The 23,970-nt window shown below is 50.1% G+C and carries 20 protein-coding genes; 12 read left to right on the top strand and 8 right to left on the bottom strand.

Annotated elements, in window-relative coordinates; genetic code table 11:
- Positions 1-363 precede the first annotated feature (363 nt).
- Entirely contained in the window at positions 364-1,677 is a 1,314-nt protein-coding gene (locus PN498_RS08095) for an imelysin family protein (RefSeq protein ID WP_272062220.1), read from the top strand.
- Positions 1,674-3,089 carry a di-heme oxidoreductase family protein gene (locus PN498_RS08090; protein ID WP_272062219.1) on the top strand — a complete coding sequence of 472 codons (1,416 nt, stop codon included), beginning with the start codon at positions 1,674-1,676 and terminating at the stop codon, positions 3,087-3,089. The genes PN498_RS08095 and PN498_RS08090 overlap by 4 nt, the downstream gene beginning before the upstream one ends.
- Positions 3,090-3,214: 125 nt before the next feature.
- Here PN498_RS08090 and PN498_RS08085 read toward each other — a convergent pair whose 3' ends face one another.
- The 5 genes from PN498_RS08085 to PN498_RS08065 all read right to left on the bottom strand — a co-directional run bounded on the left by PN498_RS08085 (position 3,215) and on the right by PN498_RS08065 (position 8,345).
- A complete protein-coding gene (locus PN498_RS08085) occupies positions 3,215-3,889 on the bottom strand; it encodes a Fe2+-dependent dioxygenase (protein WP_272062218.1) in 675 nt (224 codons plus the stop codon).
- Positions 3,890-4,012: 123 nt separating this feature from the next.
- The gene (locus PN498_RS08080; RefSeq protein ID WP_272062217.1) at positions 4,013-5,779 is read right to left on the bottom strand and encodes a GMC oxidoreductase; all 1,767 of its coding nucleotides are present in this window, start codon (positions 5,777-5,779) and stop codon (positions 4,013-4,015) included.
- A gap of 124 nt (positions 5,780-5,903) precedes the next feature.
- Positions 5,904-6,767, bottom strand: coding sequence for an NAD(P)-dependent oxidoreductase (locus tag PN498_RS08075; RefSeq protein WP_272062216.1), 864 nt, complete (start codon positions 6,765-6,767; stop codon positions 5,904-5,906).
- Positions 6,768-6,962: 195 nt separating this feature from the next.
- Positions 6,963-7,682 (bottom strand): glutamine amidotransferase-related protein, encoded by a 720-nt coding sequence (locus PN498_RS08070; protein ID WP_272062215.1) that lies wholly within the window; start codon positions 7,680-7,682, stop codon positions 6,963-6,965.
- A gap of 48 nt (positions 7,683-7,730) precedes the next feature.
- A complete protein-coding gene (locus PN498_RS08065) occupies positions 7,731-8,345 on the bottom strand; it encodes a hypothetical protein (protein ID WP_272062214.1) in 615 nt (204 codons plus the stop codon).
- 169 nt (positions 8,346-8,514) lie between these two features.
- Here PN498_RS08065 and PN498_RS08060 point away from each other — a divergent pair, with 169 nt between their 5' ends.
- The 5 genes from PN498_RS08060 (at position 8,515) to truB (ending at position 14,203) form a co-directional block, all read left to right on the top strand.
- Positions 8,515-9,468: a hypothetical protein gene (locus tag PN498_RS08060; RefSeq protein ID WP_272062213.1), complete on the top strand. Its 954-nt coding sequence runs from the start codon at positions 8,515-8,517 to the stop codon at positions 9,466-9,468.
- 504 nt (positions 9,469-9,972) lie between these two features.
- Entirely contained in the window at positions 9,973-10,836 is an 864-nt protein-coding gene (bchL, locus tag PN498_RS08055) for a ferredoxin:protochlorophyllide reductase (ATP-dependent) iron-sulfur ATP-binding protein (RefSeq protein WP_272062212.1), read from the top strand.
- 204 nt (positions 10,837-11,040) lie between these two features.
- Positions 11,041-11,394 carry a DUF5331 domain-containing protein gene (locus PN498_RS08050; protein ID WP_272062211.1) on the top strand — a complete coding sequence of 118 codons (354 nt, stop codon included), beginning with the start codon at positions 11,041-11,043 and terminating at the stop codon, positions 11,392-11,394.
- A gap of 108 nt (positions 11,395-11,502) precedes the next feature.
- Positions 11,503-12,915 carry a ferredoxin:protochlorophyllide reductase (ATP-dependent) subunit N gene (locus PN498_RS08045; RefSeq protein ID WP_272062210.1) on the top strand — a complete coding sequence of 471 codons (1,413 nt, stop codon included), beginning with the start codon at positions 11,503-11,505 and terminating at the stop codon, positions 12,913-12,915.
- Positions 12,916-13,297: 382 nt separating this feature from the next.
- Positions 13,298-14,203: a tRNA pseudouridine(55) synthase TruB gene (gene truB, locus PN498_RS08040; protein ID WP_272062258.1), complete on the top strand. Its 906-nt coding sequence runs from the start codon at positions 13,298-13,300 to the stop codon at positions 14,201-14,203.
- 13 nt (positions 14,204-14,216) lie between these two features.
- Here the strand turns inward: truB and murJ are convergent, their stop codons facing one another.
- Both murJ and PN498_RS08030 read right to left on the bottom strand, forming a co-directional pair.
- Positions 14,217-15,833: a murein biosynthesis integral membrane protein MurJ gene (murJ, locus tag PN498_RS08035; protein ID WP_272062209.1), complete on the bottom strand. Its 1,617-nt coding sequence runs from the start codon at positions 15,831-15,833 to the stop codon at positions 14,217-14,219.
- Positions 15,834-15,967: 134 nt separating this feature from the next.
- The gene (locus PN498_RS08030) at positions 15,968-17,683 is read right to left on the bottom strand and encodes an alpha/beta hydrolase (protein ID WP_272062208.1); all 1,716 of its coding nucleotides are present in this window, start codon (positions 17,681-17,683) and stop codon (positions 15,968-15,970) included.
- A gap of 190 nt (positions 17,684-17,873) precedes the next feature.
- Between PN498_RS08030 and PN498_RS08025 the strand changes: the two genes are divergently transcribed.
- Positions 17,874-18,263, top strand: a complete 390-nt coding sequence (locus PN498_RS08025) for a RidA family protein (RefSeq protein WP_272062207.1) — start codon at positions 17,874-17,876, stop codon at positions 18,261-18,263.
- Positions 18,264-18,502: 239 nt separating this feature from the next.
- Here the strand turns inward: PN498_RS08025 and PN498_RS08020 are convergent, their stop codons facing one another.
- The gene (locus tag PN498_RS08020) at positions 18,503-19,666 is read right to left on the bottom strand and encodes a GuaB3 family IMP dehydrogenase-related protein (RefSeq protein ID WP_272062206.1); all 1,164 of its coding nucleotides are present in this window, start codon (positions 19,664-19,666) and stop codon (positions 18,503-18,505) included.
- Positions 19,667-19,967: 301 nt separating this feature from the next.
- Here PN498_RS08020 and PN498_RS08015 point away from each other — a divergent pair, with 301 nt between their 5' ends.
- The 4 genes from PN498_RS08015 (at position 19,968) to PN498_RS08000 (ending at position 23,849) form a co-directional block, all read left to right on the top strand.
- Positions 19,968-20,684 (top strand): potassium channel family protein, encoded by a 717-nt coding sequence (locus tag PN498_RS08015; protein WP_272062205.1) that lies wholly within the window; start codon positions 19,968-19,970, stop codon positions 20,682-20,684.
- A 2-nt stretch (positions 20,685-20,686) separates the two neighbouring features.
- On the top strand, positions 20,687-21,847 hold the full coding sequence (locus PN498_RS08010; protein ID WP_272062204.1) for an anhydro-N-acetylmuramic acid kinase: 1,161 nt from the start codon (positions 20,687-20,689) through the stop codon (positions 21,845-21,847).
- Positions 21,848-22,065: 218 nt separating this feature from the next.
- Positions 22,066-22,509 carry a hypothetical protein gene (locus PN498_RS08005; protein WP_272062203.1) on the top strand — a complete coding sequence of 148 codons (444 nt, stop codon included), beginning with the start codon at positions 22,066-22,068 and terminating at the stop codon, positions 22,507-22,509.
- A 338-nt stretch (positions 22,510-22,847) separates the two neighbouring features.
- Positions 22,848-23,849 (top strand): serine/threonine protein kinase, encoded by a 1,002-nt coding sequence (locus PN498_RS08000; protein WP_272062202.1) that lies wholly within the window; start codon positions 22,848-22,850, stop codon positions 23,847-23,849.
- Positions 23,850-23,970: the final 121 nt, after the last annotated feature.

Genomic DNA, 23,970 nt, shown 5'->3' with positions numbered 1-23,970 from the left:
GCTTTCCAAAGGAGCGGCAAAAAGACATCCATCCTCAATTCATAACGTTTCTCATTAGCCTGCTGTTAGTTGCTGCACCTGCTTACTCCCTAGAGACTCCAGGATTTTGATGGGTGATTGAATCGATTGAGCAAAGCGGCTCACCCAACTGCGATCGCCCTATCGTAAGTTTGGCCTAACCGTCTACTTGAGGACCTAAGATTTATCTCAATGCAAAGGTGAAGTTTTGAAATCTAATAAAATTCGATGCCTTAGGAATCAATAGCAACAGTCAAAGTATGATTGACCGTGTTAATGACTAGGGATTCTGCCTGAGTGTCGTAGCTGTCAGTAAAACTGCCTAATGAGAGGAGTCTGGTGGGAATGAATCAAAAGCTTAAATTCTGGACAGGAATTGGGACCTATACGTTGGTCAGCGTTGGAATGCCGTTGGCTTTATCGGAGGCTGGTGTCGCCGAGGAAATGTTAGAAATCTCTAATGAAACGCCAGCTGTCCTTGTCGGTCAAAATAATGCCTGCGTTGCAATTGCTGTTGAAGGCGGTGGCGAAGGTGGTGCAGAAGTTGAAGGTGAAGAAGGTGGCGAAGGCGGTGAAGGCGGCGAAGGCGGCGAAGGCGGCGAAGGCGGTGAAGGTGGTGAAAGCGCAGAGCCGTCTTTCACGACTCGTGTCTTTTTACCCCCCATGCAGCGCTTTCGGGATCCCCAAATCGTTGCTAATTTTGCCGACCAGTTAGTGATTCCTAACTATGAAGTATTGACTGAGGCGTCAGGCGAATTGGAAGCGGACATCGCCGCATTTGTCAGCAATCCCACGACGGCAACGCTAGAAATGGCTCGGGAGACTTGGTTAGAGGCACGGGCGCCCTGGGAGCAAAGCGAGGCTTTTGCGTTCGGACCTGCTGCCTTCTTAGGCTTAGATGCTGAGCTAGACGATTGGCCACTCAACGAGGTAGACGTCATCGCCGTTTTAGAGAGCGGCGATGCGCTCACGCCTGACTATGTAGACGGTTTACAGACCAGTCAGAAAGGATTTCACGCCATTGGTTTCTTGCTGTTTGGCACCGACAACGACAAGATGCTGTCCGATTTTACCGAACGTGAACTGGAATACTTAGCCGCGATCGCTCCTGTCTTTGACCAAACCGCTAATGATTTGCTGTTGAGCTGGACAGAAGGCATTGATGGAAATCCAGCTTTCCGGGACGAGTTTATCAATGCTGGTGAAGGCAGCAATATCTATCCCACATTACAGTCAGCGGGTGAGGAAATTGTTCAAGGCATCATCGGCATCTTAGATGAACTGGGCAACGTCAAAATTGGTGAGGCTGTCGCAGCCCAAAATCCCTTTTTGCTGGAAAGTCGATTCTCACAAAGCTCCTTGCAGGACTTCAGCAACAACCTCCTGAGCGCTCAGAATGCTTACTTGGGTGAGTTTTCAGCGAGTGGGTCAGGGGCAGAAAGTCTCAGCGATTTTGTCGCGGCAATTGATCCGGCACTGGATGCGGAAATTCAAGAGCGAATGCAGGTGGCTTTGACAAACATCGAAGCGATTCCTGGCCCCATCGAGAATACCCTCTGCAATACTGATGCCCAACCGCAAATCTCAGCAGCCCAAGATAGCGTTTTGGAACTCTTCGACATTTTTGAGCAGCGAGTTTTGCCCCTAGTACAGCAATGATGATTAAACCGATCCAATTTAATTTGCAGCGGCAGCAGTGGTTGCATCGCTGGGTATTGGGGGGCATGGCTGCGATCGCGGGCATGGCGCTCTCAATCGGACTCCACCTGCCTGTTCAAGCACAGATTGCACCCCAGGCCGGTGGCGATACAACCCTCAATATTCGCTCTTCGCAAGCCTTTGCCCAGCCCGCTCCTAACCTAGATGAATTTTGGGACGAGCGTCATGCTGCTGGAGATTTGGCTTTCGAAGCTGCCTTCGTGACTGCGCCAGCAAACGTTAATCCGGGTTTGGGGCCTTTGTTTAACAGCAGTTCCTGCGTAGCCTGCCATTTCAACAATGGTCGTGGACTACAAGAGAAAGGTCAGCGTGTCGTTCGAGTCAGTCAGCTTGATCGCGCTGAAAAAACCCCCTTACCGGTTAGGCAGGTCTATGCGGATGAAATCATTGCCCCCTCTGCCAATACTCCGCCCGTTCTTGGGATGGGGACTCAGGTGCAGGAGCAAGGAATCTACGGTTATCCCCCAGAGGCGATCGTGGATGTCACTTGGCAGGAGCAACCCGGCACCTATGGGGATGGCACCTCTTACACACTGCGCTCTCCTCAAACCACGCTGTCGCATTGGGATGGCTCTCCCCTGCCTGAGGGAGTGGTCATTTCCAATCGCATTGCTCCAGGCGTATTTGGTCTAGGGCTTTTGGAAGCCGTACCCGAAGCAACGATTTTGCAAGCGGCTGATCCGGAAGACTTGAATGGCGACGGTATTTCTGGTCGCCCTAATCGAGTGTGGGATGTGGTTCAACAAACCGACGTTTTAGGTCGTTTTGGTTGGAAAGCGAACGCACCTGATTTGCTCCAGCAATCAGCCTCTGCCTATGCCAATGATATGGGAGTCACCAATCCCCTGTTTCCAGCCGTAGACGGTACTGAGGATATCGATATGGATATCTTGGAAGCGGCAACTATCTACGTCCAAACTCTAGCGGTTCCTAGCCGCACGGGACTAAACGATGCCCAAGTTCAGCAAGGAGAACGGCTGTTTGCCGATGCCAATTGCGCGGCTTGCCACCTGAGCACGCTCCGAACGGGAACCCATGACATTCCAGCGCTAACTCACCAAACCTTTCATCCCTATACTGATCTTCTGCTCCATGATATGGGGACTGAATTGGCAGATAACCGCCCTGATTTTCAGGCTTCTGGCGCAGAATGGCGTACACCGCCTCTATGGGGATTGGGGTTAGTCCAAACGGTGCTGCCTTACTCAACCTATCTCCATGACGGACGTGCCCGCACGCTAGAAGAAGCGATTCTTTGGCATGGTGGTGAAGCCGAGGCATCGAAGGAAGCGTTTCGGACAATGGATACGGGCGATCGCGACGCTATAGTTGCTTTCTTAGAGTCTCTCTAATCGTCATTGAGAGTTGTCGTCAGTGCCCTTAGGACAAGGCAGTGAGCCATCTGGCTATCCGCTAAGTACCTGGGCGCTAGTAGACGTACAAGCCTAGATGACTAACTTTTTACTACAAGGACTCATCAACACTCGGCCCATTTTCTGAGCAAATTAGCGTGGGTCTTCGACAGTAAATCAAATTCCTGAGTCTTGCCATACTGTTCGAACAGTGATTGACGGGCCGTGTCGAGATCAAAGAGAATTTCACGCTCCTGGGAATCCCGAATGAGACTCTGTATCCAGCTGATAGCGGCTAATCGCACTCCTGATGTTACCGTCTCGACACGATGCAGCGTTGAAGACGGATAGACAATCATGGCTCCGCTAGGTAGTTTGTAGTCCTGTTCGCCTTGGGCTGTTTCTATCACCAGTTCACCTCCCTCATAGGTATCGGGGGAATTCAGGAAGAGGGTAAACGAGAGGTCCGATCGCATCACCTGGTTTTGACGATTCATCAAAGCATCATCAGTATGAGTCCCGTAGGCCATGCCCATGTCATAACGGCTGATCAGCAGAGGATGAATACGCTTTGGACGGGCTGCCATTTGGAACAATCGATTACGATTAAGGGCGGTGTTGATGAGTGATCGCACCTCTTCTAAAACAGGCGATCCCTTAGGCAGCTGAGTATTGTTTTTAACGAGCCGGGCATGCCATCCTGCGGTCGTTTTGCCATCAATGAACTTGGCCGCATTGAGCTTTTCGGTAATGTGCGCTAGCTCATCTGCGGTCAGAACGTTGCCAATGCACAAAATCATAGACAGCGGGCAAGTACACAACAGTTTCATCAGCATACCGTGTCTTGCCGTAGATAATTTTGCTGGAGAAACAGGGCGATCGCGCTGATTAGCTGATGATGCGATCGCATCAACCCAGCTACTTCATCCTCGTAGATGATCAGCCAACCGCAGTGCTAATGCCACCAGAGTCAGACTCGGATTAGCCGCTGGAGAGGTCGGAAATACCGACAAATCACAGCAGAACAAGTTTTCATACTGATGAAACTTCAAATTGGTGTCAACAACGCCTGCTCCGCCGTTGCCCATACGTAACGTGCCGACTTCATGGGCAACGCCACCCAGTGCAGCCTCGTTGAGATAGTGATTATCACCAGGTAAAACCGTTGCGTTCAGACGCTCTAGAATTTGCTGCTTGTACTGGTCCATCTCGCCAATCAGGCCGTCGGCAGCGTTGCTGGGTTCCATGGTGATGGCGGCATCAACGTAGGAAGGTCCCTCCTGCATCACGGTGTTTTGATTCATCAACGGACTTTCACAGAGAAATACCAGCTCACAGAGCATTGAATCACCGCGAGTTCGCACATGGGTTTCCGCCAGATCCGGATCAATGTAGCGGCCTTGATTGAAATCAGCTCCCAGCTCAACCACAGCAAGGTAGCGATGCTCTGGGCGATCGCTCTCAACCGTTTGCCGCAGCGCCAACTTGGCAGAAGCATTCGTTTGAAATAGCTCGTGAGTATTGGGCAGACCAAAATGGGTAAAGAACACTTGGTGGTCAGTAAACCCATTGCCGATCAAGTTGTTGGGATCATTGAGCTGGCTGAGCTGAGCGATTTTTGCACTTTCGACAGAGCCTGCTGCCAGTACAACCGTGTTTGCGTGGTAGGTGCGGTCCATACGAGAGACCAAATCGTAGGCGACAACACCGGTCACTCGACCATTTTGCGTTACCAACTCTTTGACAGCGTGATTCAAATTGACAGTCAAATCAGTATCCGCCGTCATAACAGCTTCCAATAGTAGCGCTGCTGTATTGAAGACTCCAGCTGATAGGGTTCTCATTTCGCCATTGCCCCGCTGCACGGCCATCGGAGCAGCACTGACATTGAATTCTGGAAATTCTCGATTAAACCAACGCTGAGTGCGTTCTTGATAGCTGCTGGAAAGACGGCTGAGCTTCATTAAGTCCTCAGCCAGTCGATAGTACGTATCTTCTAAGTCATAGCGAACATTAGTAGGCCAGGGTTCCAGTTCCCACCAAGCCATTCTGGGGATCAATCCGCCCCAAAAAATGGACCGCCCACCCAAGTTGAAGCCTGCCGCCCCTTGATAATTATGGCCCTCTGGATTTTGGTAGTTCTTCGTCTGGAAATCAGGCCAGGTTTGCCAGAGATGTTTGTCAAACACACCAATACGCTGTCTACGAGGTAAATTTGCCACATGAGTCGGAAAGATGTAGGAGCCGGCTTCCAGCAGCAAGACTTTTTGCCCCAGGTCGGCCAGTTGCTCAGCCACCACGCCTCCGCCCATGCCGGAGCCGATGACAATCGTGTCGTAGTGCTCCGCCTCATTTAGATTAGGTTGAATAAAATGGCGCTGAACTCGACTGTTCTCAACAATGATTTCATTCTGAGGGGGAAATGCGATAGGACCTTCATTGAACGAGTAAATACCTCCGTCTTCAGGAAAAACCGTTAAGTTGTCAGCACCGAGTTGCCAGTATTCGCGCTCTAAAACAAACTTGAATTGGACACCTGCTGGATAAGGCTGATACGGCAGCTTAAATTCCCAAGCCCCCTGGTTATACAGTCCGGGAATGTCTTCTTGCCAATCGCCAAAGACATTGCCTCTCAGCGTAATTAATAAATCAGGTCGATAGGATTCAGTGACGAAGCGAATGGTATACATTAGGCTCAGCGTGATTGAGGGGTTCCCAAATCACTACATCGCGTTCATCCCGTCTTCGGAACAAAATTTCTTATCAAAGAATTTTGTAACAAGCGTTCCTAATATCTCGATTTTCCAGGCTGCCTTATGCCTCGACATCCACTGCGGCATAGAGGGCTGAATAATCCTGATCGGCATATCCCTGAGCGATCGCCCCTTCAATAATCTCGGCAACGCTATCTGCCAGCGTAGGGGAAAGCCCCGCAGCAATGGCGGCTTGAGAGAAGAGGCGCATGTCTTTGAGCAGATGCTTGGTGGGGAAATTGGGATTGGCAAAGTTGCGATCGCACATACGATTCAGTTTTTTGTCAAAGGTAGGCGCATAGAGAGCACTATTGCGGACAATCTCCATAAAGGTTTCAACGTCAATGTCTTCTCGCTGAACTAACGCCAAACTTAGGGAGAAGGCGGTGGTGAGCGAACCGATGAGTTGATTCATCGCTAACTTGACGGCTGCTCCTGCACCCACCGGTCCAATGTGCAGGATTGGTTCCCCCAAGCATTGCAACACGGGTTGCCAGGTGGTGAACTGCTCTGGCGTACTGCCAACCATGACAATAAGGCTGCCATCTTTGACCTGCGGAATGCTACCCAAAACGGGCGCTTCGATGTAGCTACCGTCCGCATTAGTAACGCTGGTCGCTAATTCACGGCTCTGATCAGGGGAAATGGTTCCCATTTGAATAACTGTGCGGTTCTTCAAGGCAGCCTGACTGTCGGGAGAGGAGAGCAGGGAGGCGATCGCTGCTACATCCGACAGCATCAGCAAGGTGCATTCACACGCACTAATCACCTCAGCTGGAGTAGCAACAGCGTGAATACCTTGGTTGATCAGCGGTTTTAGCTTATCAGCAGAGCGATTGTAGGCCATGACATCGTGACCGCAAGTCTGTAATCTCAGCGCCATTGGCGCACCCATCAGCCCAGTTCCTAAAATTCCAATTCTCACAATTTCCCCAGCTTTATCCTTTTTTCCACATCATATGACCTACTTTTCCACAAGATGGCTGCGGAGTGAGGGGAGAGTGAGGGGGAGAAAGGGAGTTATGGAGTGAGGTTAGTTTTGAGTTTTGAATTTTGAGTTTTAGAAGTGACTTGTGGAGAATCGCTCGGGTGGGTTGCAGCTTTACATCTGAAATTTGGATCAGGCAGGTTGTTGAGTCGTTAAAGCGGTGCTGTTAAGCCAAGCGTCAAGAAAGGTCTCTAGCCAGAGATCGACTTGGTGACCATATTTTTTGTGATTGTGAAAATGACTTTCGCGGGGCTGTGCGCCCGGGAAAGTGAGTTGGTCTCCCCCTCGGGTCGTCCATTCATCAATGAGTTGGGCTGTAATTTCGGGGTGAAACTGAAGGCCAAAAGCCGTTTGTCCGTAGCGAAAGGCTTGGTTTTTGAAAGTATCTCCCTCCGCTAACTGTACGGCTTCTGCGGGCAGAGTGAAACCTTCGTTATGCCAATGGTAGACTGCCATCGATTGGGGGATGTAGGGAAGCCCAGCAGCAGTGGGTCTCAAGTCGAAGTAGCCAATTTCTCTTTGCCCAGTCGGATGAGGCATCACGTTAGCTTGAAGTGCTTTCGCCAGAATTTGAGCACCTAAACAAATGCCGAGATAAGGTTTGCCTGATCGGAGGGCGATCGCTGCCACCCAGTCGATTTCAGTCTGGATGAAGGGTAGAGTGGCACCATCATTGGCACTCATGGGACCACCGAAGATGATTGCGCCAGCATAATCTTTCAATGATGTTGGTAAAGGATCTCCCAACGCGGGACACCGAATATCTAGGTGATAGCCCCGCGATCGCAGCTTCTCCCCCACTAATCCTGGGTTCGACGTGGCTTGGTGGACGACAACTAGAATTGGGCTCATATGGGGCGACAGCAATAGGTTCCAGTCTTTCGCCCACTCTAGCAGGCATTATTCTTCTTCTAAGTTCAATTCAAAAGATTGATGCAGATTAACGATCATGTCCGTCGTGGTGGGTGAATCGTCATTGAAATAGGAAATGAGTCGAGCTGTGTTGCCGTTTTCATAGCCAATAAAAGTAATGACCTGATGGGTGAAATCACCTGGCAAATCGATAATCCAGACCCGGAAAGCTTTGTTTCCACCCACCGAAGCCACACCATAAGAGTCAATCACATATCCCCCTTGGATCAGGGCATCAATTTCGCGGCCTACATAGGTATCAGGCGATTCCGCGACTAGGCTCACCTCAGTTCTAATGTCGTCCTGCTGAGGAGTCTCGCTTTCTGGGCTGTAGCTTGTGATCAGAGCATAATTTTCGGCTTCGTCTCCATCAACGAGCCAGTCTTGGGGAACGGTGATAGAAAACGTGTCGTTTAGAGTGTAGGTTTTGAACGTTTCAGGTTCACCCGCATCGGGCTGAGACTCGGTCTGCTCGGTAGGAGATGTTTGTTCAGCAGGAGGCTCTAGCGTTCTTTCAGGAGGCATTTGGGCGATCGCCCCACTCGCACTCATCGTCAGAACCCCAGATACAGCAGCGCCATGCACCCAACGCGATAAGCTCATCTCTTTTTCTCCTACACGTCGTGATCTTATTGTTCTACCACAGGGAACAACCCGATCCCAGGTCAATGCGCAGGGAAGGATATCTTCGAAAACAACTTTTTCTAATGTAGGGAAGTTATTCTTGAGGCAACTCATACTGCCCTTCGAGATTGCTCTTCGAGGTTTTGTCATGACAACGCTCGATGCCACAACCTTAACTTCTTTAAGAAAGGCCCTATACGCCTACATTCATAATTACGGGGGTGACACGATCGCGGAGGCCAGGGCGATCGCAGGCGCGTTGCTAACGGTCAAAGCAAAGGTAGGCGATTTAGTGATTCACGGGCTAGAAATCGAGACCTGGGTCAACGAGCTAGTTCAAGGCTTTGATCTCACTCAGGTGGCAGAACAGGTTTGGGATGAAGGGGAGCAGGCGATCGCAACTCGAACAAAGCAGTGGCGAGAAACTTTGGAGAACAGGGCCAGAATAACGTTGGATGCCTATATTCAAAAGTTTTCTCCCGATTTAAACACCCTCAAAATTCAGACGATTGTGGCCACCGTATTGCCCATTGTTGAAGACGCTAAAATTGCACGAGACGAAGGTAAGCGTTTAATCGATGTGCTCAGCAACCAGTTTGACTGGCAATCAGCAATGCAACGCACTATCGACCCTAAGTGGACGCTGTTGGCCGAGACCGTCATGCAGTGTATCAACAAGCAGGATGCTGTTACCTCTACGCAGGATGTTGTGGTCGCCTACGTTCATGAGTTCAAGCCCTCTGCCGTTGAAATTGGAGAAGGTTTAGTAGAACGCGCTGTTCAGTCGGTAACCAGGAGCAAAGTCGAGCTCAATCTAGATATCAGTTTGGATCCTGAGACCAAAAAGCTGCTGATTAAGCAGGTTATGTTCAAATTCAACCTACTAGAAGCTTCACCCCCTCCCTCCAAAACGGCGCTGGAAATTGCCCATGAAGTTCACGATGAAGTCCTTCGCTATCGTCAAGAACAAGGACTAGATGGAATTGATTATTCGCCTCTGGTGGAGCGAACAGACGAAACGACCGGCGACTCAGTACTGGGCGGCGAACTTGGCATCGGCATTGAGTTACAGCCAGAAACAGCTTCTGATACGACTCCGTAGCCAAATCGTTTAGGCAAGAGCAGCGCCTCAAAAAATTGACTGTTCTTAATAAAAAAGGGAGTAATCTTGCTGAACCCACCTGAACCGCGCTTCTACAGACTCCGCAGTTCCCCCGATTAGGCTGACAAGAATTGCTAATCCTGATACAGAACTCTGATGGCTTAAGGAAAAAGACAGTTTTTAGTTTTTGTCTTTTGTTCGACAAAACTAAAAACTGTTCATTAAATTTGAATTTAATAGAATTTTGCGGCATGAACAGGCTTTTTAGAAGATTGAGCTGATAATTGAATTCCAGACGTTCCTCTGCTCCGTTTGCATAGCTTGTTTGATCTTCGGCCCCCTTACAATTTGGAAATCCCTTGCCCATAATGCTAATCAAGCCGAAAACCCTCGCTGCTTCATCGCGGCGAGTTTATCTATTTTCAATCGCTGTGGATGGACGCGCTAGGTGGCGATTTTCTTCTGCAGTGATCTTTTGACAAGAACGCTTTGGAGCGATCGCCTGTGAAACTCTCCGTCTACGGTAAAGGTGGTATTGGTAAATCCACCACCAGCTGCAACATCTCCGTTGCCCTTGCTAAGCGAGGCAAAAAGGTGCTTCAGATTGGGTGTGACCCCAAACACGACAGCACCTTCACCCTGACAGGCTTCCTTATCCCAACGATTATCGACACCCTGAAAGATAAAAGCTTTCATTACGAAGACGTTTGGCCCGAAGATGTAATCTACAAGGGCTATGCCGGCGTCGATTGTGTCGAAGCTGGAGGGCCTCCGGCGGGTGCCGGCTGCGGTGGCTATGTCGTCGGTGAGACCGTCAAGCTGTTGAAGGAACTCAATGCCTTTGATGAGTACGATGTCATTCTGTTTGATGTCCTAGGCGATGTAGTGTGTGGTGGATTTGCGGCACCCCTGAACTACTCTGACTATTGCATGATCGTCACTGATAACGGCTTCGATGCGTTATTTGCTGCCAACCGCATTGCTGCATCAGTTCGGGAAAAAGCGCGAACTCATCAGCTCCGTCTCGCGGGTCTCATCGGTAACCGCACCTCTAAACGCGACCTGATTGATAAATATATTGAACAGGTGCCGATGCCCGTTTTAGAGATTCTGCCGTTGATCGAGGACATTCGAATTTCCCGGGTGAAGGGCAAAACCGTTTTTGAGATGGCTGAAACCGATCCTTCACTGAATGCTGTTGCTCAGTACTATCTCAACATTGCTGATCAAATTTTGGCTCAGCCAGAGGGCGTTATTCCCAGCGAGACCAAGGATCGGGAATTGTTTGCCTTACTGTCAGACTTCTATCTCAATCCGCCCGAAAGTGCCCCTCAGGCAGACTCTGAGCTTGATCTGATGATGGTCTAACGCTGATTTGATCGATAAATCTGCTCAAGCGGAGCCCAATGAATCTATCAATAGCTTGGGCAGATCAAGTTAAAAGCCAGCTTAGTAAAGCTAAAAACCCTAATCAGTCTTGGGAAACCGTAACGTTGCCGCGAAATTTCCTCTCTCTTTAGATGTTTTTCATCTATCATGAGGCGTTTGAACGCAACGGATTGAGGCAAAGCGATGGCCTTCTTCGAAAACTTCGTATCGGTTATTCGCCAAAAGTGGTTGGACTATGTGCAATCCAATCGGCAATGGTTGGAACTCCAGATGCGTATGACGTCGGTGAGAACGCCTGATGGCGGTCGTCGTCCGTCGTCCTTACTGATTCTAGGAGTCGTCAATGCTCTAGAGCCAAAGTTAGGCAACCTGATGGTGCCGTTCTATCAGCTCAACTCGGATGAAGACGCCCTAGTTGAGGTCTTGGGACTAAATTTTGACCCCGAGATGGTTTTGGACAAGGGCAATAGGCCAACCACATTAGAGGCAGACAACGAAGGGGCACGCATGCTGCCAGATTCGGCAGATCAGCTCTAGCGAGCTTGCAGGATGATCGCTCCCGTCTGTCTGGTCTGCGATCGCTCTCTCCAGCCTCAACCCTGGGACTGTCGGGATCTTCAAACACTTTAGAGAAGGAGTATACCGATGACCCTAGCCCAACAGCCTCAAACCCAAAATCTAGAATTTGACTGCGATAGTGGCAATTACCATACGTTTTGCCCCATTAGCTGTGTCGCTTGGCTGTACCAAAAAATTGAGGACAGCTTCTTTCTTGTCATTGGTACTAAGACCTGCGGTTATTTTCTGCAAAACGCAATGGGCGTGATGATTTTTGCGGAACCGCGCTATGCCATGGCAGAACTGGAAGAGGCTGATATTTCCGCTCAACTGAGTGACTATGCTGAGCTCAAACGGCTGTGCGAGCAGATCAAGCGCGATCGCAACCCTTCAGTCATTGTTTTCATCGGTACCTGCACTACCGAAATCATCAAAATGGATTTGGAGGGATTAGCGCCCAAGCTGGAGGCTGAAATTGGCATTCCCATCGTTGTCGCTCGGGCCAACGGACTGGATTATGCCTTCACCCAAGGAGAAGACACGGTGCTGGCAGCCATGCTACAGCGCTGCCCCACCAGCGAAGATGTGGCAAGCGAGACCGAAAAAGAGGAACGCGGTGGCATCCAAAAACTGCTCAATTTTGGTCGCAAGAAAGACGACGTGTCTTCTCCGGTTTCGGACTATAAAGAGCATCCCAATCTCGTCATCTTTGGTTCAGTACCTGATCCCATCGTGACTCAGATGACTTTGGAGCTGAAAAAACAGGGCATCAAAGTCAACGGCTGGTTGCCTGCTAAACGATATACCGAATTGCCCGTGTTGGACGAAGGAGATTATGTCGTTGGAATCAATCCATTTCTCTCTCGGACGGCAACTGGATTAATGCGACGTCGCAAATGCAAACTCATCGGCGCCCCTTTCCCTATTGGTCCCGATGGCACTCGCGCTTGGATTGAGAAGATCTGTTCTGTCTTTGGCATTGAACCTGAGGGGCTAGAAGAGCGAGAAGCCAAGATTTGGGAATCGCTAGAGGATTATCTGGCGATCGTGCGCGGTAAGTCGGTGTACTTCATGGGCGACAATTTGCTGGAAATTTCTTTAGCTCGCTTCTTGGTTCGCTGCGGCATGACTGTTCCTGAAATCGGCATTCCTTACATGGACAAGCGCTACCAGGCCGCTGAGTTGGCCCTGCTCGAAAAAACATGCCGTGACATGGGCACTCCACTTCCCAAAATCACCGAAAAGCCTGATAACTACAACCAACTCCAACGCATTCAGGAATTGAAGCCTGATTTGGTGATTACTGGCATGGCCCATGCCAATCCTTTGGAAGCCCGAGGCATCAATACCAAGTGGTCCGTTGAATTCACATTTGCTCAAATTCACGGCTTTGCCAATGCTCGCGATATTTTAGAGTTAGTGACCCGGCCTCTGCGACGTAACAGCAGTCTGCACGACCTGGGCTGGGACAAACTGGTCAAAGAAGAAGTCTCTGTCTAGGTCAATGCAGGCAACAACCTCTGCACGATCGCAATGAGATAAGACTTATGCAAAGGGTCGCCGTCGTCAGTTCCGTTAGAACAAGACGGCGACCCTCTGGCTATGGGTTCGTGCACCCGGATGCGGGTCTAGATGACTAAAGCTATCAATCCGACTTTGGCTCATTAATCCCCAAGTGTGAGGAAGCTGGATTCAATGTTCTTTAGGATTAGGGTATGCAAAAGGGGCATGTGTAAGTCCTATGAGACAGAGAGCGATTGGGACCACCAATGGGTAAACTCGTCTCAAGTTATCTTTTACTCATGGACTCCATTGGAGACCTTTTTAGTCAAGAGGTGTCTCTTGTGTCTACTTGCTCGATGTTCAGTTGCTATTGCCTGTGATAGCTGGATTTCTTAACCTACATAAGCCAATCGGATGGACGTCCCATGATTGTGTTGCGAAAATTCGGCGGCTACTGACGCTCAAAAAAGTCGGGCACGGTGGCACCCTAGATCCAGCCGCCTGTGGGGTGTTACCGATCGCCCTAGGACGGGCAACTCGTCTGCTTCAGTTTCTACCCGACGATAAAGCCTATCGCGCCGTCATTCGGTTTGGTCTAACCACGGCGACCGACGATTTGGAAGGTGAGGTATTGACTTCTCAGCCTGCCCTCGATCTAGCGGAAGCCAGGGCGATCGCAGCCCTCTCAACCTTTATTGGCACGCTTGAACAGATACCGCCACGCTACAGTGCTGTTCAGGTCAAGGGGAAACGCTTGTATGACCTAGCTCGTCAGGGGAAGGACGTAGAAGTCCCCAAACGAACCGTCACAATACACCACATTGCTCCTGTGGCTTGGCAACCTGGAGAGTTTCCTGAGCTGACGGTGGATATTGCTTGTGGTGCAGGCACCTATATTCGCTCCATTGCTCGGGATTTAGGCGCTGTTTTGGGTGTTGGAGCAACCCTATCCGCGTTGACGAGGACCAAAAGTAGTGGCTTGACCTTGGATAGTAGCCTTTCTTTAGAGCAGCTAGAGTCTCAAGTCGAAGCTGGAACATACATCCCGATCGCCCCAGAAATTCTGCTGCAACATCTGCCTCGCATTATTTTGTCTGAAGACCCGGCAAAACGTTGGCAGCAAGGCCAAAAGATTCCGTTTCGTTTTCGAGATGCCGACTTAAACTGTCCGCACTATCAGGTTTTTGATGCAACCTATCGCTTTTTAGGCATTACTGCATGGGCCTTCATTCCTGATACAGACGAAACGCGCCTATTGCCTAAAGTCGTCTTTACGCCTCCGTAAAATTGCTAACGCTCTAGCGCCGCATGAAACGTCCTTTGATGCGGTTGACGAGAAGGGTTGCCTCTGGGATGCGAAGCACAAGGGTACCCAGACTGAAAACAGCGAGACCGATGACACCTGCGATCGCTAACTGCACCAGCCGATTAATAAATCCTTCCATCCCTAGAACCTGCTCTAGGCCAAATCGTGTGCCCCAGGTTGCTAACCCTGCCAGGCCACTGAGTGCCGTCAATACGACAATAGAGCGCCCCCACCGCAGCCAGGGGATGCCGTTTAGCTTGCGGTCTAACAAAATGACCATCGCCAAGGTAGAAACAATGTTGACACCCACTGTAGCTAGTACCAAACCCGGCGCGCCAAACCAGCGAATGAAAAAGTAATCCAAGACTGCATTCAAGCCAATATTCACTAAGCTGATGCGAAAAGGGGTTTGGGCATCGCCGAGAGCATAATAGACTCGCACCAAGACGTCCCGCGCCAGGTACACAAACATCCCTAGACCATAAGCAACCAGTACCGCCGTGACAATTTCTGCAGCATCCAGATCAAAGGCACCTCGTTCGTAAACCACCTGCACGATGGGCAACGCCAGCGTCATAATGAACGCTCCCAACGGCAGCATGGTCAAAGCCGTCATCATTAGGCTTTGGCGAATGCGGTCTTTTAGCTCAGGCCAGTTCTCAGGAGCGGCAAGACGAGCAAAAATGGGCAAAAAGGGAACCAGAATAACATTCGAGATGATGCCCAATGGAGTCTGTACCAACAAATTGGCATAGCCCAAGGCGGCAGCGGTTGCCGGAATGTAAGACGCAAAAAACAGATCGGTAAAGACATTGATCTGCATCATGCCGGAGGAAATGGTCGCGGGAACCAAGATTCTGAAGACATCGCGAACGCCAGGGTCTTGCCAATTGAATCGCAGCCGCAGTCGTCCTAGGCCCGATCGCCACAGTGCTGGAAGCTGCACTAGCCACTGCATCACTGCACCCAATAGGGTAGTTCCAGCCAAGACGGCTCCACCCACCATGAAATAGGTCGGTCGGGATATCTCACTGCCAATCGCCGCATACAGTAATCCCAAACCGATAATGACCGCAATGCTAGAAAACATGGGACTGACAGAGGGCAGCCAGTATTGGTCATCGGCGTTGAGAGTACCAAAACCAATGCCGATGAGTCCTGCGAAGATCGCCATTGGAGCCATAATCTGAAGCTGGCGAATGGCGATCGCTCGTGTTGCAATAGCTGTGGGATTGCCAGTATCCAAACCCTGAGCGACCAAATCGATGATCGGCCCTGCAAACACAACCATTCCCACGGCAACGCCTAATAAAACGAAGGTCACCAAGGTACTGATGGATTCGATCAGAGGGCCAATATCTTCCCGCTTACGTTTGGCAACAACACTGACGATAGCGCTGTGAAATGGACCGTTGATGCCCCCTAATAGGACCAGCAGAAAGCCCGGAATGACATAGGCAAAGTTGTAGGCGTCTGCCACAGGCCCTACCGCAAATGCAGCCGCGATCGCCTGCTGACGCACTAGCCCAAATACTTTGCTGATGAGCGTGGCAGCGGCAACGATACTGGCAATGTTGGCAAGCGAACGCTTTGATTTGGTCTCAGACACGAGTGCTACAAGAAATATCAGCAATCCTCACAGGCAACAGCAATGAGAAAACTGCTGACAGTCTCAGCTGTGTTGCGACTGCGGAGGCTACCGTATCTTACTGGCTTCTGTCTGCACTATGACCCAAAAGAGCGTTAATCAATCTCTGGCACAGGCAAGGAAGGGGGATAAATTGGAATGGGCGGATTGCCTCCGAAGGCTGAGACAAGCTGCTCTGGAGTCAGTTTTTGAACAATTTGAACGTCTACCGCTGGCTCACTCAAAAATTCGGCGTAGGCTGCGCCTAAAAACCGTCGATAGCCCGGACGATCTCTAACATAAGTTTCCATAAACCCGACATTAAGAGCATGGGCATAGTCACTCGTCACGTTAGGATAGGGACCGGTTAAGAGGGTGGATACTTGCGGTGCAACATCCACTTGAGCCGCAAAGTCAATCTCTCCATTAATCGCAATGTGGCTAGCAGGTTGAAACGTTGTTAAATATTTTTCTGTCGTTCCCAACCAAAAGAACGGATGAATCTGCTCTGGAATAGCTGGAGCAACAAAATCTGTAGCACTCGCAATGATCATCACCGGAGTTTTGACTTCCGAGAGGCTTTCGGGACCTAATAGGACGCTGGTGACTGGGCTGTAAGCCATAACTGCGCCAATGCGATCGTCCGCTAGGTCATAGGTTTCATCAGGTAGCAATGTGGCTCGACACTGGAGCAGCGTTGATAGGTTGAGCACATACTGCACAGGGTCACAGTCCGCCTCAACCCGTTTCCGATTGAGGGGTGCCCCTGCCAGCGCTAGGGCTGTATAGCCCCCGAAAGAATGGCCAATAATGCCGACGTCTTCTAAATTGAATCGTTGAGCATAAGTTGGGTCAGCAGCTAGGCTGTTGAGAATCGTTTTGATGTCCCAAGGCCGATAGACAAATTCCAGCGGATTCAGTCCTTCATAGGATAGATTTGCTAGGAATTCCAGCTGATAGCTGGTATTGCTGCCCGGATGATCTGGAACGGCAACAGCAAATCCATAGGAGGCAAGATGCTCAGCCATGGCTGCAAAATCAGTTCGACTGGCACCCAGACCATGGGAAATTACCACGAGAGAAAGTCTTGCACTAGGGGCTGTTTGAGGCACATAGAGGTCAACTTCAAATGCCCGGGGTGCTGCGCCTATCGCATCAGACAGCTGATTTTGCAGGACTAAGGTTGTTTTTGTGAAGTTGAACTGTCCCCCGATACGGAGATCAGGAATGGTCGCTTCGTTGACTGATTCAGCCATATCTGCAATTTCAAGGGCGGATTGCTCCTTAATTGCGGCTAGGGTCGCATCTCGATAGCTGAAATAGGACGTCACCTCTCGTTCCAAATCCAGTAATCGGGCAACGTCAATGTGGATACCTTGTGTTGGAAATTCTTTCAGGATTCCCAGAATAGACATGCCCTCAGGATCTGATGCCGACAGAATTAGGGCAGCTCGCGTTGACAGCCAGCCGTTCTGCCCCGACGGAGTTTTGACGACTTCACCCAAACGAGTCAGAAAGTCGACGCCAATGGAGGAGTATCCCATCTGAGCGATCGCCACTCGATCAACCTGAAACTGACGATTCAGCGTCTGCCTAAACTGTTCTCGGGCATTGGGTGTCAGGTAGTTGACGTAGGTATCCAGTTCATCGGGTGCAACGCCAGTTTCGGCATAGGTTTCCAGGGCTTCTACCGGAACCGATAGGCTAAATAGACCGAACTGGACCTGAATGTACTCAGCGCCTACAGCTGGTCTGGGTCGCCCGACATCATGAGCGACCACCCCCGCAGCGATCGCGGTCATCATTATTCCTCGGACAAACCACCTCTTCATACCCCTCCTGGGAAAACCGTTCAACAGCATCTCAAAGTCTGCTGATATCCGCTGCTAGCTTAATACCGAATACAAATTGCCCGACGACTTATGAAAAATTGTGAAATATTCCAGAGTTGCTTTGAAGAGACAACAGCAGATATGGTCCTCATAGCGCGCTTGATGCATCTGGAGTTAACAGGAACCTACCTTGCTAGAACATATCACCCTACCCAACAATGTCTTGCCTCCCGTGGCTCCGTACTCCCATGCGGTTCGGGCCGGGGATTTCTTGTTTGTAACCGGACAACTTGCTGAAGAACCTAATTCGGGCGACATTCAAAAAGGGGCGATCGCGGCTCAAACCACTCAGGTGATGGAGAACTTAAAACGTGTACTGACGCATGTAGGCACCAGTTTTGAGAAGGTGGTGATGGCCCGTATCTTTGTCACTGATTTCCGCTATTACGAAACGGTCAATCAGATCTATGCCAGCTATTTTAATGCTGAACGTTATCCCGGCAGAACGACCGTTGGTGTAACGGCTCTAGCAGGTTTTGGAGATGTTGAAATCGACCTGATAGTCTATTGCGGCGATTGAATCTGTTTATAAAAGAGGAACCGCCCAGAATAGAATCTGGGCGGAGTGTGGTGTGAGGAGTGAACGGAAACTTTCGTCTCCGATACCCCTATTGTAGTTGTGACAGTTGCAATTGCGCCACTACAGTGCTTGTCAAAATTAATGTTTCTCTAACCCACTACTGGTTTCTTGATACGGCACCGTTTGTCCAGATGAGAGGAGTGATACGTTATGTAACAAGGAACAACAACCCGAAAACTTTACTTGCCCATCCCTAGCTGTTGTGCCTTTTGATAGACTTTGCCTTCGGTTAACAGTGATGGAGCTACAACAACTTCCACCTGCTGCATTTCTTTGAGATTTTTGGCCCCCAGCGTTCCCATACTGGTTTGCAGTGCTCCTAGCAGATTGTGAGTGCCATCATCTAGCTGGGCGGGTCCCTTGAGAATTTGCTCTAGTGTGCCTGTGCTGCCTACTCGAATGCGAGTACCGCGAGGTAAAACAGGACTCGGCGTTGCCATGCCCCAGTGATAGCCTCGACCCGGAGCCTCTTTAGCCCGAGCAATGGGAGATCCAATCATGACAGCATCGGCGCCAACCGCAATGCATTTACAGATATCGCCTCCCGTCACAATGCCGCCGTCTGCAACAACCGGTACGTATCGACCTGTTTCTTGCTGATAGTCATCTCGGGCGGCGGCGCAGTCTGCCACGGCGGTAGCTTGCGGAACTCCGACGCCAAGGACGCCACGGGAGGTACAGGCAGCCCCCGGGCCAATACCCACGAGGACGGCAGCCGCCCCTGCCTTCATCAAATTAAGGGCTACATCGTAAGTGACACAGTTGCCTAATACAACGGGTACGGACATATCGCTGCAAAATTGAGCGATATCTAGCGGTTGAACGGATTCTGGTGAGAGGTGTGCTGTCGAGACAACGGTGGCTTGAATGAAGATGAGGTCAGCGCCAGCCGCCGCAATCTCCTGACCAAATTTTGCAGCGCCTGCTGGAGTACAGCTGACAGCAGCAATGCCGCCCTGAGACTTGATGGCTTGGATGCGATCGCGAATCAGTTCAGGTCGAATGGGTTCTGCATAGAGCTTCTGCATCAGAGTGACAAAGTCTTCTTTGCCAACTGCGGCTATTTGATCAAGGATTGGGTTGGGATCGTCATAACGAGTCTGAATGCCTTCCAAATTCAGAACACCTAAGGCACCAAATTGCGATAGTTTAATAGCAATATCAACGTCTACAACTCCGTCCATAGCACTAGCGATAATGGGAATACTCCGCTCGATACCGCCAATTTGCCATTGAGTGTCTGCAAGCTGTGGGTCTAGCGTTCGGTTACCCGGAACCAGTGCGATTTCATCAAAACCGTATGCTCTACGGACAGTTTTTCCCCGACCCAGTTCAATATTCACGGCTCTCTCTTTCACCCAAAAACCATTCAGCTAGGCTAACATTTTGCTGCGCTGTTATGGTTAACGTCATCGTTCTTGGGCCAGGGTTAAGGTGTCGCATATCTAACTGCTGCAACGTTGATATTGCTAAACCTTCTTAAAGGAGCAATAAGAGACGTTTTTAGTTCTTTTCTTCTTTAGAGCATTTTTAGCCTTTAATCTGATAGCGGTGGTTAATTCTCCAACCACTGATCTGCCCAGTAACAGGAAGTCGCCTAAGTTCGACCGCTCATTTAGTCATCTCTGGTAAGGAGCACCCTCGGTGAATTTGTCTTCTTTGGGATTTTTCCGCAGCATACGCACCAAAAATCGTCAGTTTGCAGTGATTGGTTTAGGGCGATTTGGTCGGGCGGTGTGTCTTACTCTCAACAATTTGGGTCATGAAGTGTTAGGCATTGACAAAGACGAGCAGCGGGTTAATCAGGCCTTGAAGGACGAGATTGCAGCCCACGCAGTGCAGCTTGATTCGACTCAGCGACTTGCTCTAGAAGAGGCCGGCATCCCTGATTTCGACACCGTAATCGTTGCGATTGGGAACTACGTTGAAGAAAGTGTCATTACCACCCTGAATGTCAAGGAGTTAGGGACCAACCACGTGGTGTCTAAGGCTTCTAGTGAAATTCATGGCAAGCTGCTGCATCGAGTAGGGGCAGATCAGGTCATTTTTCCAGAACATGAAATGGGCTGTAACTTGGCTCGGGCGCTGACTCGACCCGGCATTTTGGATCGCTTTGAGCTTGATCCCGACAACAGCATCGTTGAACTACTGGTGCCATCGGAATTCGATCAGAGAACGATTGCTGAGTTAGACCTGCGGAATAAATACGGAGTAACTTTACTGGCCCTATCCCAACCAGGGGGAGAGGAAAAGTTTGAAGTCAATCCCAGCCCCGTTACGGTACTGCGGAAGGGCTCGGTGATGGTGGTTATTGGTAACAATCGCGGTTTAGAACGATTACCAATTGAAGAGGAGATGTAAGCTTGCGCGTTATTGGCTTAATTAGTGGAACATCAGCAGATGGGATCGATAGTGCGATCGCCTCGATCCAGGGAGAAGGATATGACCTAGAGGTCAGCGTGATCGACGGGCAAACCGTGCCTTACCCGACTGACGTTCGTGAGCAAATCCTGAGGGTTTGTGCAGGTGAACCCATTTCAATGGCAGCTTTGGCAGAGCTAGATGACGACATTGCTCGTCTCTTTGCTCAAGCGGCACAAGCTCTGATAGAGCGTCATGGGCGTGTGGACCTGATTGCTTCGCATGGTCAAACGGTCTTTCATCGTCCGCCGCGATCGCCCCGCTCACCCAACTTTCCCCTCGGCTATAGCCTGCAATTAGGGAGAGGCGAACTCATTGCCGCACTAACTCAATGCCTTACAGTCAGCGACTTTCGTCAGGCCGACATTGCAGCAGGTGGTGAGGGTGCACCGTTGGTTCCACCAGTCGATTTGGCGTTACTGAGTCATCCTCAACACGCCCGATGCATACAGAACATTGGCGGCATTGGTAATGTGGCCTTGCTGCCGCCTTGGGATCCCAGCGTCCACCCTCAGCCTCCCAAGGTTCTGGGTTGGGATACTGGCCCCGGTAACAGTCTGCTGGATTTGGCTGTGGAAACGTTTTCAGAAGGACGGCAGACCTACGATCACAATGGCACCTGGGCTGCTCAAGGGGTTCCCTGTCAAGATTTGGTGGAAAAATGGCTTCAGCATCCCTATTTTCAGCAGTTACCCCCCAAATCGACAGGACGAGAACTGTTTGGCCAAGACTTTTGGAATGATTGTCTGAGGGAGGCCACCCCTCTAAATCTGTTACCGGCTGATATCTTGGCAACGCTGACGGAATTTACAGCGCTATCCATTGCTCAAAGCTATCGAACATTTCTTCCCGCACTTCCTTCAGAGATGTTGGTGTGCGGTGGCGGTAGTCGCAATGCCTATCTAATAAATCGTCTACAAGTGCATCTGCCTGAGATGACGGTCCAAACGACGTCGGATGCTGGCGTTCCAGCTGATTTAAAGGAGGCACTAGCATTTGCTGTACTAGGGTACTGGCACTGTCAACGTTTTCCTGGCAACTTACCTAGTGTGACAGGGGCAAGCCAAGCGGTCCCTCTGGGAAAACTACATAAACCAATTTAGCTACTATTAAGGTCTAAACAGACTGCCGACATGTGTTGTAATGGTATCGGCAGACTTGCAGGATGCTTCCATTGCTTTCAAAGTGCACCAGCTTAAGGGTGCTGTTTGCCCTCACTAGCTTCTAACGGGTATATGCAGTTAGTCTACGGAATCGCCGATATAGCCACACAAACCACATCTGCCAACGCCAGATCAAGCGAAGTATCAGGGAAGTGGGTGTGAGTCACACATTTTTGATAGAGCCTGGTCGCTGGATACTCCAGGGAAATTGGTTGGAGCGAGACAGACCGCCATTATCAGTTCGAGGGGGAATCTTGATTGCCTGGAACCGAGATAACTGGTTCACGATGGTCATGAAGCTGACCTTTCCAAATAATGACCACGATGAAATTGCTCTGCAATACAAAGGTCGCCTCGCTGTTGGAGAGCGGCAATACACCTTTGTTCTTCAGCATAGTGAACTAGGGCGAGTTGAAGGTGAGGGGTGGGTCGCCCCTGAGTCGGTAGTGCAGAGATATTGGTGTTTGGGCGATCGCCAGCGCCGAACGGGTTTTGAAACCCTTTATCAACTGGACGAAAGTCGCTATCTCCTATCAAGCGGTATTATGGCTGGGCACTATTTGACCACAGCAATTGAAGCAACATTAGATAAACAACGGTAGGTAGGAGCATCTGCCAACTGGGTATCTTGATAACCTACAAGCCTCTAAAAAAGCGACTGCTTACCTTCTGCGGGTACATTGGAGAGCATCTGTTTAGAATAATTGGATAAGATGCGCGAATTCCTGTACGGTGCGATTACCTAATTCTCACTGACAGGTATACGATTTGTAGCACCGTTACGAGAAAATCCAATCTGTTTGGTTACTCTTGCTCTTTATGGGTGTCGCTGCCAAGTGCTGAGATCTACCGGGCATTAGCATCCTGACTAAAAGCATCCTCTTTGTAAAAGAAGGATGTGGGTATTGCTTAGCCTTCTGCTAGCTTATGTTTGATCTTCATGTCGGACTCTAATCTTGGGCGAAAAATTGCGAATCGCTACGAGCTGAAAGAACTCATTGGCCAAGGGGCGATGGGCAAAGTCTATCGTGCTGAGGATACCCTGTTGGGCGGCGTCGTTGTTGCGGTTAAGTTTCTGTCACAAACGCTGCTGACGGCAAAAATGCGCGATCGCTTTGTGCAAGAGGCTACAACCTGCGCTCAGCTTGGCCAAAAGAGCAACCACGTCGTTAGAGTGACGGATTATGGTGTTCGCAAAGATGACGATGTTCCTTTCTACGTCATGGAATATCTTCAAGGCGACAGTTTGAGTGCCCTAATTGGACAAAAAGCCCTTCCTGTTTCCCGTTTTTTGCGTCTTATTCGTCAGATTTGCCAAGGATTGAAGTCAGCCCACGAGGGCATCCGTATTCGAGGATATGACCAGCCCATTCCAATCATTCACCGTGATATTAAACCCAGCAATATTCTTATTACCCAAGATGCGACCTTTGGTGAACTGGCTAAGATATTAGACTTTGGCATCGCCAAATTGATGCAAGAGGATAGCGAACAGACCAGTTCTTTCATGGGAACACTGGCTTATGCCTCTCCGGAGCAGATGGAGGGAAAAGAGCTGGACAACCGTTCTGACATCTACAGTTTGGGTATTGTAATGTACCAGATGCTTTCAGGACGGTTACCCTTAAGAGCTGCAAGTCACACCTTTGGTGGATGGTACAAAGTTCACCACACTCAAAAGCCACTCCCCTTAGCGGATAGTGACCCTTACTTGAATGTGCCAGACATTCTAGAAAAACTGGTTATGCGCTGCTTGGAGAAGCAGCCTGGCGATCGCCCACAAAGCATTGTTGGAATCCTGCAAGAGCTTGACCGATTAGAGCAAATCTACGGTCCTGGATTTAACTTGGGTCAGCGGATTGGAAAAACCCTTGAAGAAGTTCCGCTGCGTAAGAAACCCAGTAAAAAAACAGACCCTATTATCTTGATTTTGGACAAATAGAGTTGTGCCTGCGCTGCAACCACAGGCTGTGAGTGCCCCAAACCAGACAACTAAGCCGATTGTTGAGTGTCCTTGCAAGGACAAAGCTTTTGCGATGGATGAAACTTGACCAGCGGACAGG

The sequence above is a fragment of the Oscillatoria sp. CS-180 genome, from assembly GCF_028330965.1.
Classification (GTDB): Bacteria; Cyanobacteriota; Cyanobacteriia; order Phormidesmidales; family Phormidesmidaceae; genus Halomicronema.
Note: the sequence above shows the minus strand (reverse complement) of the source record. Positions and strands in the feature narration are given on the sequence as shown.